General features: G+C 35.7%; 12 protein-coding genes. 3 read left to right on the forward strand and 9 right to left on the reverse strand.

Annotation, left to right across the window (positions count from 1 at the left end):
• Positions 1-84 precede the first annotated feature (84 nt).
• Positions 85-852, forward strand: coding sequence for a sulfite exporter TauE/SafE family protein (locus SJW71_RS11980; protein WP_431810907.1), 768 nt, complete (start codon positions 85-87; stop codon positions 850-852).
• A gap of 165 nt (positions 853-1017) precedes the next feature.
• Here SJW71_RS11980 and SJW71_RS11985 read toward each other — a convergent pair whose 3' ends face one another.
• The 4 genes from SJW71_RS11985 to SJW71_RS12000 form a co-directional block, all read right to left on the reverse strand.
• Positions 1018-1515 carry a DinB family protein gene (locus SJW71_RS11985; RefSeq protein ID WP_312506719.1) on the reverse strand — a complete coding sequence of 166 codons (498 nt, stop codon included), beginning with the start codon at positions 1513-1515 and terminating at the stop codon, positions 1018-1020.
• Positions 1516-1672: 157 nt separating this feature from the next.
• A complete protein-coding gene (locus SJW71_RS11990; protein WP_312506657.1) occupies positions 1673-3184 on the reverse strand; it encodes an MFS transporter in 1512 nt (503 codons plus the stop codon).
• Between the two features lie 256 nt (positions 3185-3440).
• Positions 3441-4403: a serine hydrolase domain-containing protein gene (locus SJW71_RS11995; RefSeq protein ID WP_431810908.1), complete on the reverse strand. Its 963-nt coding sequence runs from the start codon at positions 4401-4403 to the stop codon at positions 3441-3443.
• 188 nt (positions 4404-4591) lie between these two features.
• Positions 4592-5332, reverse strand: a complete 741-nt coding sequence (locus SJW71_RS12000; protein ID WP_274793136.1) for a glycosyltransferase — start codon at positions 5330-5332, stop codon at positions 4592-4594.
• Positions 5333-5674: 342 nt separating this feature from the next.
• Here SJW71_RS12000 and SJW71_RS12005 point away from each other — a divergent pair, with 342 nt between their 5' ends.
• The gene (locus SJW71_RS12005) at positions 5675-6631 is read left to right on the forward strand and encodes an arsenic resistance protein (protein ID WP_431810909.1); all 957 of its coding nucleotides are present in this window, start codon (positions 5675-5677) and stop codon (positions 6629-6631) included.
• A gap of 32 nt (positions 6632-6663) precedes the next feature.
• On the opposite strand, the gene SJW71_RS12010 is transcribed toward SJW71_RS12005, so the two are convergent.
• The 3 genes from SJW71_RS12010 to SJW71_RS12020 all read right to left on the reverse strand — a co-directional run bounded on the left by SJW71_RS12010 (position 6664) and on the right by SJW71_RS12020 (position 9912).
• Positions 6664-7173, reverse strand: coding sequence for a YfiT family bacillithiol transferase (locus tag SJW71_RS12010; RefSeq protein ID WP_407134600.1), 510 nt, complete (start codon positions 7171-7173; stop codon positions 6664-6666).
• Between the two features lie 104 nt (positions 7174-7277).
• On the reverse strand, positions 7278-8798 hold the full coding sequence (locus SJW71_RS12015) for a succinate CoA transferase (protein WP_312506654.1): 1521 nt from the start codon (positions 8796-8798) through the stop codon (positions 7278-7280).
• Positions 8799-8988: 190 nt separating this feature from the next.
• Complete coding sequence (locus tag SJW71_RS12020; RefSeq protein ID WP_274793132.1) at positions 8989-9912, reverse strand: LysR family transcriptional regulator; 924 nt, start codon at positions 9910-9912, stop codon at positions 8989-8991.
• Positions 9913-10190: 278 nt separating this feature from the next.
• Here SJW71_RS12020 and SJW71_RS12025 point away from each other — a divergent pair, with 278 nt between their 5' ends.
• Positions 10191-11189 (forward strand): zinc-dependent alcohol dehydrogenase family protein, encoded by a 999-nt coding sequence (locus SJW71_RS12025; RefSeq protein WP_431810910.1) that lies wholly within the window; start codon positions 10191-10193, stop codon positions 11187-11189.
• Positions 11190-11467: 278 nt separating this feature from the next.
• Here the strand turns inward: SJW71_RS12025 and SJW71_RS12030 are convergent, their stop codons facing one another.
• Positions 11468-11710, reverse strand: coding sequence for an SDR family NAD(P)-dependent oxidoreductase (locus tag SJW71_RS12030; RefSeq protein ID WP_412926566.1), 243 nt, complete (start codon positions 11708-11710; stop codon positions 11468-11470).
• An 81-nt stretch (positions 11711-11791) separates the two neighbouring features.
• Complete coding sequence (locus tag SJW71_RS12035) at positions 11792-12100, reverse strand: MerR family transcriptional regulator (protein WP_431810911.1); 309 nt, start codon at positions 12098-12100, stop codon at positions 11792-11794.
• Between the last annotated feature and the right edge of the window lie 26 nt (positions 12101-12126).

Genomic DNA, 12126 nt, shown 5'->3' on the forward strand with positions numbered 1-12126 from the left:
ATAAATAAAATTTATGAATAAACAATTATTATATATTTGTTTTATATATAGTTTAACAGTAATTTAAGGATAGAGGTGATTTAAGTGGAAATTTTATTACAAGAATGGGTATCAGCAAAGGGTTTTATTTTATTTACAATTGGGTTACTTGCGGCAATAATTGGCGTTCTTTTTGGTGCTGCTGGCTTTATTTTAATGCCTTCGATGTTACTTATTGGCATTCCAATTCATACCACGATTGCTGTTAATAAATTTGCGACAGGAATTTCAGCTCTATCCAATGTCGTTACGTTTGTCATAAAAGGACAGGTATCTTTAAAACAATACAGGTCTTTATTATTTTTTTCGAGTTTAGGAGGAGTGTTTGGTGCGTTTTTAGCCCTTCTATTATCGGAGCAAATTATGAATGTGATAGCTTGTATAAGCTTAATTTTGGGATTTATTATTGTTATTCGCAGTAGTACATTCATTGTTAAAGAAATTAAAGAAACACAGGAACAAGTGACTAATAAACTCATTCCGTTTGCGATTTCAATCTATGACGGTGGTTTTGGACCAGGCTCAGCTCTTATGAATATAACCTATTTCTTGAAAAAACAATATAACTATGTAAAAGCAGTTGAATTAACAAGAATTATCTCGTTTTCAAGCTGTACAGGTGGCTTTCTCTTTTATTACTTTACTGGCATTGTTAATTGGGGCATAGCGATTCCTGTTTCAATGGGCTCAATTGTTGGCTCTTTCTTAGGTTTAAAGATTATTCCTTATATTAAAATAAAGTGGGTTCACCTTATATTACCAATTATCTTTTTTTTGCTAATTGTTCAGATTGTAACGGATTTAATAAAATAACTAACATGTAAGCAATTCAGTATAAAAACAGATGCTCACTTATAATGAGCACCTGATCTAGAAAATAAGATAGTTAAAACAGCTTTATTTTTAGAACATTTTTTGTTTACTCGTGATACTTGTCCAAGTTACCTTATATACGTCCTCACACTTTAGGTTTTTAGATTATTGAGCTTCCTCATCTGCAGAAGGGCCGTACATACCTGGCACTGGAATATTGAGAAGTCGTAAGTATACCCCCAGCTGCGCACGGTGATGGATCATATGGCTTAAGCCGAAGGTACGGAAGGCAAGCGCTCGTGGTTCACGGCGGATGATTTGCTCGCCATGGCGTAGAGTCCATTCTTCACCGAGCGTTTTCTCGTCACTATCAGCTAGTAGCTTGTCTATTTTGCCGACGTTTGCATCAAACTCATCTAGAATGTCAGAGCGACTTTCTAATGCCTCTCGACGAAGCGGCACCGTTGAGAGATCAAACTCGGTGTGCTGAAAAATTGCCACTTGCCAGTTCAGCAGGTTGATTAAGTGGGTGGCCAGTCCGCCGAGCGTCATCGATTTATCATGAGGCCTCCATGCCATATGCTCATCGGGCAAACGCTCTAAAATTCGACGCGTTGTAGCTAGTTCATACATAGCGTCACCAATGATCAATTGTCTAACCATCATGTATCTCCTCCTTTTTGGTTAAGCATACTATAAATTCCATTCAAGAGGCAATTGCGCATTTTAGTTGGAGGATATATAAAATAAAAAGATTCCATGCTTTAACACTACACGGAATCTTTTAGAATGTTGGTTATGATGGTTTTTATCTTTAAAGTCAATTATTTTTTTCTTCTTCATTTATTTTTATGTCCAAACGATCTTCAATACGTTCTTCAATCTCTTTCCTCTCGTCATGCCACCATAATGCTTCCTCAGGTTCTTCTAAAATCTCTTTGATTTCAGCTTTCTCTGCAACTGCTGGCGGTGAACCTCGAAGAGCTTTTCCTGAAGTTTCTTTTACGAAGATGGTTACAACAATAATACCGATAACAGATGCAAATATTAGATAGTAGGCTGGTACCATTTCATTCTGTGTTTTACTAATTAACCATGATACAAGTAAAGGTGTCGTACCTCCAAATAAGGAGGCAGAAATATTAAATGTAATGGCTAATGCCCCATTCCGAACTTTGGTAAAAAATAGTGAGGGCAATAATGCAGGCATGGTTCCTTGGAAAGAGGAGGAAAATACCGCAAGAATCATTAATCCTAGAAAGACAAGTAATGTGTTATTACTACCAATTAAGTTAAACGAAGGGATACTTAAAATAATCAAACCAATTAAACCGCCTTGAATGATCTTTTTTGCTCCAATCCGGTCACTAAAATACCCCATTAACAAAACAATCGGAATCATAATAATCATGGCAATAACAATTAATAATAGTCCTTCTGCTTCTCCATAACCAAGTACAACGGTTAAGTGTGAAGGCATATAAGATAAAATGGTATAGTTTACAACGATATAAAAGAATACAACAAACATCCCTATAAGGATTGCTCTCCAGTGGAACTGTAAAATGTGCTTAACAGATATATGATCTTCATCGTCAGATTTTTTTTCCTGCATTGCTTCAAAAACAGGCGTTTCTTCTAAATTATTCCGTAAATAAAAGCCGATTAAACCAATAGGGGCAGATAAAAGAAACGGAATTCGCCAACCCCATGCTAGCATCGTTTCCTCCCCTAACATAAACGTAAGTAACGTAACAAGACTTGCGCCTGCGATATAGCCAACTAAGGTGCCGACCTCAAGACCACTTGACATAAATCCTCTTTTTTTATCTGGAGTAGACTCAGCAATAAACGTCATAGCACCTGAATATTCTCCACCAGACGAAAATCCTTGAATTAAGCGAGCAATGAGTAAAATAATTGTGGCAGTAGAGCCAATAGACGCATAGCTAGGGATCAAGCCAATACTTAATGTGGCTAGAGCCATCATGATTAAGGTAATAGCTAAAACTTTTTTACGGCCTAGGCGGTCCCCAAGCATACCAAAGAAAATGCCACCAATAGGTCGAGCAATAAAGGCAACAGCAAATGTCGCAAAAGAATAAACTAATTGCATAGGGCCACTTACTTCAGGGAAAAATACTTGTCCAATTGTAGCTGCAAGATAAGAGTATATCCCAAAATCAAACCATTCCATTCCATTACCAACAGCCGTCGCGACAACAGCTTTACGTGCAGATTTTGAGTCAACAACGGTAATTTCTTCTTTTTTCAACTTTGGTTTCGATTTTCTTTGTAATTTTGGGCTATTATCATTTTTGTTAGAAGCCAATCGAAAACCCTCCTTGTTGATTAATTGATCTAATCTTAAACTAACCAAAATATAATTTATTATTTATCTGTCTTTTCAATAATTACCGGAAGTTAAGCTTAGTCAATGATCAACTTGAGACTCTTCAATGATTCAAGTTTTAAGAATTATTGCGACCAATAGGGAAATAAATAAAGCCATCTGATCAAATTCAGATGGCTAATAAAAAATGGATCTCTATATCTTATTTTTCTTATAACCTTCGCCATCACTTGCTCTAACCAAACAATGGCAAAATATGCTTTCTAATCAATTCAATTCGATCTTTGGCACGTGGTATAAAGCGAGACGCAATCGTAACGACCATTTTTTTATTGGGGTTGTTGAAAATGACATTTCCTCCGTCACCCAGTGCTGCATAGCAATCATCATCAACTATCCACCACATGTATCCATATGACAACTCTCCGAATCGACTTTTTTCCTTTGTACTGTCCTCTATCCATTTGGAAGAAAGGATTTGCGAGTTGCCCCATACACCACTATTTAAATACAACTGACCTATTTTCGCCATATCGCGTGGCGTTAAAGTAAGCCCCCAACCAGCAGTGTTTACACCTGAAGGATCCACTACCCAACCCGTTACATATTGATCTTTAAGAAAAGCGAAATGTTCTTCTTTATTTCGTAAAAACGTATGTTGAGGAGCTGTAATGTCGAGAGGTTTAAATAAGCTCTCTATAGCGAAGTCCTTGACAGATTGACCAGTAGCATTTGTAAGAACACCCGATAAAATATGTGCGCCAACGGTTGAGTATTTAAACTCCCCAATATGTCCTCTGCCTCCAAGTAAATCTAATGTAGCTTTTACCCAGTCATCACTTGAGTAAACTTTTGTATAGGGCTCTGACTTGTATTTATACGGTGCAGTCATAGTCAGCAAGTCTTTTATCGAGACTTTTTGAATTGTTTTTTCGCCACGCTTCACTGTATAATCTGGAAAAAATTCTAAAACCTTTTGCTCTACATTGTTAATATATCCTTTGTCTATTGCCATACCAATAAGAATAGATATAATACTTTTTGTTACAGAGGCTATATGCAATACATCATCTTTAGTGTATCCATCAAAATATGTCTCATAAATCAAATGACCATCTTTTCTAATCGCAATACCTGCTATATTGGCATATTCCTTTTTTATGGTAGCCTCAAAGTTAGAAATAGGATTATTATTCATTTTTATCTTTTGGTATTGATACATTGACGTCAAAGATATCAATTCATTCCTTTCAAAATGATTGATCAATATTGATGTAATTAGAATAATTTACTATAAAATGTTTTTCAATGCTTTTCTTTATTCGATTTAATTTTGGAAAGACAAAATGAATTCTTTTCTTAATGAAGTCATTACCGCTTTTATTTTTATCTATCTTGATTTTCATAATAGGCTTCATCCGCATATTTCTGGTCTGTTCCTTTAAGATAGGCTAGGATCATTTTCGGCCGTTTCAGTAAAACCCAGTCTCCATGTTTATCAAACTTTCTTGTAGAAGTGAGCATCCCGTTTTGAATTGTCCCATATTTCTTCCCGTTCTTTTTTCCCCACACTTTTAATCGTTTAGCGAAATCTGCATCTTCTGCCATTAGCATATTTTCATTAAATCCGTTGATTGATTGAAAATCCTTTTTATAGCACCAAAAGATTCCCACAGAAATGGCTCCATATTTAAACAATAGTGGTCCAATTAATAACAAAGTGGAAACAAAAATTCCTAAAGACATTCTTTCAAATTTCCCTGTAACCCCGCCGCCAATGTATTTCCCTGAAATTAAGTTCTCCTGTGCCTTAGACAACACATGTTCATTCATCTGGGTATCTGCATCAATTGTTACGATTATTTCACCGCTAGCTATTTCAACACCTGCGTTTCTAATTTTCGAAAGGTTTTTATCATTATTCTTTACAATGATACAATCATACGATTTTGCAATTTCTTCCGTTCGGTCTGTACATCGATTTAACACAACAATGATTTCAACTTGATTTTTACATAATTTAGAGGCTCTTGAAACAGATTCTAAACATTTTCCAATATACTTTTCTTCATTATGGGCAGGTATGATAATAGAAATTTTTAAATCCTCTTTTTCCATAACATTCATATATTCTAATCCCCCTTCATAAAACCTTTTCTAGCTGTTTTAGATGCTCTTAATTAATTTTAATGATAGGTCATTATTCGAGAAAAGCTGGAAGTATTGTATTGTTTCAATTTAATCCGATGCTGGAACGACATAGTCGCCATAAATATAGTGACTCCCCATATGAATAATCCCCCCATACGTTATCACATACACTCAAATTGAGTATCTTTTAGGTAGCAATTCCGATGTTAACGACCCTTTTTCAGCTAGTTAGAACAAACATGATATGGTACATTAGAATTGAATCTAAAGAATGCTCTTTCTACTTTGTTAAAAGTAGGGATTGAAATAGGAGTTATCATGATTTCAAGAGAAAAATTAGAAAACAATCAAGTTTTCCTGTATGTAATTGTGTTGTTAATCGCAGCTGGCGTAGGATTATTAGCGCCTTTTGTGGGTGAACAACTTGACGTTACCATTTCATTTGTTATTGCTATTTTAATGTTTAGTATGTTTTCTCAAATCCCATTTACAGCGTTGAAGGAATCATTTGCTAATCGTCGTTTTGTTGGGGCACTTCTAACGGTCAACTATGTTGCTGTCCCTATCGTTGTTTGGCTACTAACAATGCTATTACCTAAACATCCACCTTTATTGCTTGGGGTTTATTTAGTGTTGCTTACACCTTGTATTGATTATGTGATTGTCTTTACAGCTCTTGGACGTGGGAATGAAAAAGCTATGCTGATCTCAACACCTATTCTCTTCTTCACTCAAATGCTTTTATTACCTTTATATTTGTGGTTATTTCTTGGAAAGGAAGCATCCAGAATTGTTGAAGCGTCACCTTTCCTAGAGGCATTTTTAGTGCTAATTGTACTACCTTTAGTCATTGCGATATCGCTCCAACTTTTTGCTAAAAAATCGCAAGTTGGGGATCAATTAATTCATCTATCCGCCTGGCTGCCCGTCCCTTTTATGGCGTTAACTCTTTTTGTTGTTGTCGCATCACAAATTGGAAAATTATCGGCTTCCTTGGAGTGGATCATAAAGGTCATCCCAATATATATCCTATTTATGGTGATTATGCCGATTCTTTCAAAATTCATTGGAAAAACGTTTAAACTTGATAGTAAATCAGGTAGAGCATTAGTTTTTAGTGGTTCAACTCGTAACTCACTGGTTGTCCTCCCACTGGCACTAGCTTTACCAGAAAATATAAATACTCTTGTAGCAGCGATCATTGTCACGCAAACTATGGTAGAAATAATAGGAGAAATCATTTATATTCGTGTTGTTCCGGTTCTCATTAAATAAGTGGCTTACCGAATCTCGATAAGCCACTTCTATTATTTTTCTAATGCGATTTGTATATGGGCAAGGTGATGCTCTTCATGCCAAGCTAATTTTGCCACTTTAGTGGCAACTGTTATTTTACCGTTTTTTTGGTGCATAAATCTTCGATCTAATTGATCCTCAGATAAAGTACTTCCTAGAAATAGGATTCGCTCATTTATTCCTTCTAACATCTTAATAGAAGTTTCTACAGGAAGCTTGGTATCTGGTAGAATGGCCCACTTTTCTTCATCAAAAGCTGGAACTGTTGGATTCTCATCCGTTAAAGCTAGCTTCAAACGTTGATACATATTCAATTGAGAATCTGCAATGTGATGAACAAGTTGACGAACTGTCCAGCTACCATCACGATAAGTTTTACTTAACTCCTCTTCATTTAAAGAGCCTACTGTTTCTCTTAAACGAGTCGTGTAAGTTGCGATTTCCTTTAGCCATTCTTCTATATTTTCTAATGTTACTTTTTCAGGAACCTGTAGTTTGCCAATTGGGTATCTTACATCCATTTTTCATCCCCCTTTTCCCTATTATTATCTTGATTAAATCTTCTACTGATAATAACGGTAACTTTGAAAATATATTTCACCACATTAAGGTGTTTGTCCGCACATTAATTCGTTACTTTATTCTCTTCAAATAGCATTGTGCCATTTTCTTTTAAATGTGTATGGAATGAGAAAGCTTTTTCAAGAATGTGTGGTGTTTGTCCCCCCACTTTCTCTTTTGCTTCTTCAAAGTAAGCACGTAATTGTGGTCGATATTTCGGATGGGCAATTTCGATTAACTTTTCTGCCCTCTTCACTGGTGGAAGCCCACGCAGATCAGCATAGCCTTGCTCTGTCACAATAACATCTACATCATGCTCTGTATGGTCAATATGCGATACGAAAGGTACAATCGTCGAAATCGCCCCGTCTTTGGCTAGTGAAGACGTTACAAAGATGGTAATTCTAGCGTTTCGAGCAAAGTCCCCTGATCCACCAATACCATTCATAATTTTAGTGCCGTTAATGTGTGTTGAATTGACGTTACCGTAAATATCTACTTCAATGGCAGTGTTAAAAGAAATCACGCCTAAACGTCGAATAACTTCTGGATTGTTGGAAATTTCTTGTGGCCTAAACATAATTTTATCTTTATATTTTTCTAAATCCTCTGCTAATGAATCAACACGCTTCTTCGAAAGGGAGAAGGCTGTACCAGCTGCAAATTTAACAATACCAGCATCAATTAAATCAAAGACACCATCTTGCAGTACTTCAGAGAACACTTCAATATCTTTAAATTGAGAATTTTTCATGCCATTTAAAACGGCATTCGCAACTGAACCTACGCCAGATTGTAACGGAGCTAATGATTCTGGCAATTTTCCTTCAGCTACTTCATTAGCTAAGAAGTCTAGTAGATGATTGGCAATTTGCTGTGTTTCTTCATTTGGTTCAAATAAAGGTGATGGAATATCAGGCTGTTCTGATAAAACAATGCCTTTTACTTTATCTGGATCGACCTTGATGCCAATTTCTCCAATCCGATCTGATACTGTATAAATAGGAATTTCTCTACGTTCACCTTGCTCTTTTTGAACAAAAATATCATGAAGACCTTCGTATGCTCGAGGCGCAGTAGTATTAATTTCAATGATAACGTTTTCAGCTTTTTCTACAAAAATCGGTGAATTTCCTACTGAGCCAGTTGGAATGATATAACCATCTTCAGTGATGCCAGCAGCTTCAATAATGGCATAATCAATTTTGCCTAATGTTCCTTTTCTAACTTCTTCCGCAGTATGTGATAAATGCTGGTCAATGTAATATAATTCACCTTTATTAACTTTACCACGCATTACAGAGTTTCCTTGGTAAGGAACACGCAGGTTAATGATACCTGCCTCGGCCATTGATTGGTCTGCAGTTGGCCCTAGTGAAGCACCTGTATATAAGTTAACTTTAAAGTTTTCATTTTTTCCTCGCTTAGAAAGTGCAAGTGGAAATTCCTTTGGCTCACCGAATAGAGTAAATCCACTCATTCCAAGGTTCATTCCATCTTCAATCCATGAAGCAGCCTCTTCAGCTGAAACAACCTTGTCCAAAAATGCTGTACTTCTAATAAATTGGCTTAAATCTTTTCGCATTAACAATCACCTCATAATAGATTTGTAGTACTTTTTTACTTTGTAAATTTGGGATAAAAAATGCATAACATTATTGCCAATCAAAACTCACCTTACAATATATTCAAATATATGAGCTTCTTGTCTATATTGTAAAAAGAACTCAGCCTTTAGTCTATCTCATGATTTCTATGATAATGATAGAAAAAAACTATAATACATAGCTGTTCAAAGAATTTATCGCATCTTTCTCTGTGTGAAAATGGAGCTTTTCGATTTCACGTACAAGTAGCTTAATATATTCACGTGCTGCATAATTAATAAAACAGTCCTTTTTCATGATGAGGTAAACGGCTCTAGATAAAGATGGTTTTTCGATATGTTGGAAAAATAAATCCTCCGTTTCATAAAAATCGTATAAAGTTCGAGAGACTATACTGCGACCAACACCATGACGAACTAAATTTAAGATCGATCGAATACTTGATGTTTCAACGATTGGCTCTAATGGTTTGCCAACCTCATTGCTGGCCTTATTAAGTAATTTTCTACATTGATGCATACTTGGAAATAAGATGAGAGGATAATCTAAAACTGAAGAAAATGATACGTTTTGCTCTTTATTTCTTTGATTACTAATGAGGTAAAAATCTTCATCGTATAGTTTCGTCACTTGTAACAAGTCATTGGGAGTTAGATGAAAATCAATACCAAAGTCAGCCTGATTTTGTAAAACGGCTTTTTCTACTTGATCTGTCGTTTCAATAATGACTTTTATATTTGGGTACAGCTGATTAAATTGAATACATAAAGTTGAGACCAAGTCCGTTATTTCCCCTGGCAACACAGCAATTTTCAATTCCCCAATCTCCACATTTGATAATGCCGTAATTTGTGAAGAGATACTTAAGATAGAGCCTTGAATATTCAGGGCTTCTTGTTGGACGATTTCTCCAACCTTCGTTAGTTCAACCTTCTTCCCAACGCGGTTAAATAAAGAATACCCTATTTCCTTTTCCAGCATTTTAATTTGATGGCTTAAAGTAGGTTGAGAAATTCCTAGTTTTTCAGCAGCTTTGGTAAAATGGAGCTCTTTACTAAGCATTAAAAAATATTCTAAATGCCGTAATTCCAAATTGCTTCAATCCTTTCTGTCTGATAACTCGAATCTGTACTTTAGTGAGCCATATAAATAGACTACTAAATTTGCTTCTTGCCTTTCGCAATTATTTTTAATTTATCTACACTATTGCGATTAACAAAAGTGCACATGCTTTTAAATTTATTTTATATAAAGTATCATAGATATTACAAGGAAAAAACAGAATATTCCTTCTTTTCTTTTTTTTATAGACTTATAAATGCAATAAGCTCTACCGTATTTAGTTTTCTTTATTTAAAGGAGTGACAAAAGTGAAATCACAAATTATTCAATCTTTTGGTAAACCATCCGTCTTTCAACATAAGGAGATTCAGCAGCCTGAAATAGAGCCGGGACAAGTACTTATCCATGTGAAAGCAACTAGTATTAACCCTATTGATACAAAGGTTCGGGCCGGTTCAGTTCCAGCAGTTGCTCCAGAGTTCCCAGCAGTATTACATGGAGATGTAGCTGGTTTGGTATGTGCAGTAGGCGAGGGAGTCACTAAGTTTGTCATTGGCGATGAGGTGTTTGGATGTGCGGGTGGTTTTAAAGGGACTAGTGGCGGTGCACTTGCTGAATATATGCTAGCAGATGCTGACTTACTCGCTCATAAGCCAAAAAATTTAACAATGGAAGAAGCTGCGGCTTTGCCACTTGTTTCTATAACAGCCTGGGAGGCATTATTTAACCGAGCTAGACTTACACCAGGGCAAGAAGTATTAATTCATGGAGCAACTGGAGGTGTAGGACACATCGCCATTCAACTCGCCAAGTGGGGAGGAGCAACCGTCTATACAACTGCCTCTTCACAAGAAAAGTTAGAGATGGCTAAGCGCCTCGGTGCAGATATCACGATTAATTATACAGAAGAAACCGTTCAGGAATACGTTGAAAAATATACTGACGGAAAAGGATTTGACCTAGTGTTTGACACAGTTGGGGGTGAAAATCTTGACCGTTCTTTTGAAGCGGCAGCGGTACATGGAACTGTAACAGCCATTGCGACTCGTTCAACTCATGACCTAACACCAGTACATTCGAAGGGCCTTTCTCTACATGTTACCTTCATGCTACTAAAAATAGTGAATAAAGACATGCATAAACATTATGGAGAAATATTAAAGAAGGTTGCAAGTGTGGTGGAGGAAGACAAGCTACGACCTCTACTAGATCCACGTATTTTTACATTTGATGAAGTTTCAAAAGCCCATGAATACATGGAGTCAGGACAAGCAGTTGGGAAAATTGTTTTGGTGAACAACTGGTAAAATGATTAGAGGACTAATATTACTCTAAGTAATTTAAAGGAAAGAACATGTGAGCATCATCAAATATGTTCTTTCCTTATAGGAAATTTGTAACACAGTATAGATGTTCTTCAACTTTAATAGCTAAAGTAAAAATTCAAAGCCAACATAATTAAACACCATTGTTTAACCCTAAATTGACAAATTCATTCTACAACGGCTATTGCCACTGTTCTACACTTACATGTTAGCTTTTTTTATTCTTCTATTAAGATTGGATTAAGGTAAAATACATGCTATTACAATAATAGTATATTTTCCGATTGATTATCCTTGGCTTTTTCGATTCTTCTTGCAGGTACTATTACAGTTGCCCCAGCTTCTGCAAATACTCGGGTGATTTCGAGCCCTAAACCTGAATATCCACCTGTTACGATTGCTACATTACCAGATAAATTCTTGCCTCCCATAGCTTCTTTTGCTGTTGTTCTCGCACCAAAGCCAGAACGCATTGGTTTTTGAATAGTTTTTTTATTTAACATGTAATTGTCACCTTCAATATTAATGGTTAAGCTTCCCTGTTTTTATGTGCTGATAATTGGTAATTTTATAATTTAGAATATCTAAAGTAGCTTGTAAATAATTTGAGTTGTGATTTGCTTTTTATGCTCTTCAAGTATTGTTTGGCCAGCTTCATCATTTTTAGCTTGTGAGAATTTTACGTATTCTCGGATTTGTTTTAAAGGCATTTGTGTTCTTTTAAGATGATTTATAAAAAGAATTCGATCTATATCCATTTGAATATACTGCCTTTTATTATGCTCATTTCTCTTTGCTGGTGGTAGTAGTTTAATTTTTTCGTAATATCTGATTGTATCTTGACTTAATCCTGTTTTTTTAGCTACATCAGATATTGTAAATATATCGTTCATCTATGAATGCTCCTTTCACAAGAAGT

The organism is Lysinibacillus sp. FW12 (assembly GCF_050817245.1).
Lineage (GTDB): Bacteria > Bacillota > Bacilli > Bacillales_A > Planococcaceae > Lysinibacillus > Lysinibacillus irui.

Excerpts from the sequence above, each read along its gene's own strand:
- SJW71_RS11985 (WP_312506719.1), bottom strand. The coding sequence starts at position 1,515 with ATGGTTAGACAATTGATCATTGGTGACGCTATGTATGAACTAGCTACA.
- SJW71_RS11995 (WP_431810908.1), bottom strand. The coding sequence starts at position 4,403 with ATGAATAATAATCCTATTTCTAACTTTGAGGCTACCATAAAAAAGGAA.
- SJW71_RS12000 (WP_274793136.1), bottom strand. The coding sequence starts at position 5,332 with ATGAATGTTATGGAAAAAGAGGATTTAAAAATTTCTATTATCATACCT.
- SJW71_RS12005 (WP_431810909.1), top strand. The coding sequence starts at position 5,675 with ATGATTTCAAGAGAAAAATTAGAAAACAATCAAGTTTTCCTGTATGTA.
- SJW71_RS12010 (WP_407134600.1), bottom strand. The coding sequence starts at position 7,173 with ATGGATGTAAGATACCCAATTGGCAAACTACAGGTTCCTGAAAAAGTA.
- SJW71_RS12015 (WP_312506654.1), bottom strand. The coding sequence starts at position 8,798 with ATGCGAAAAGATTTAAGCCAATTTATTAGAAGTACAGCATTTTTGGAC.
- SJW71_RS12030 (WP_412926566.1), bottom strand. The coding sequence starts at position 11,710 with ATGTTAAATAAAAAAACTATTCAAAAACCAATGCGTTCTGGCTTTGGT.
- SJW71_RS12035 (WP_431810911.1), bottom strand. The coding sequence starts at position 12,100 with ATGAACGATATATTTACAATATCTGATGTAGCTAAAAAAACAGGATTA.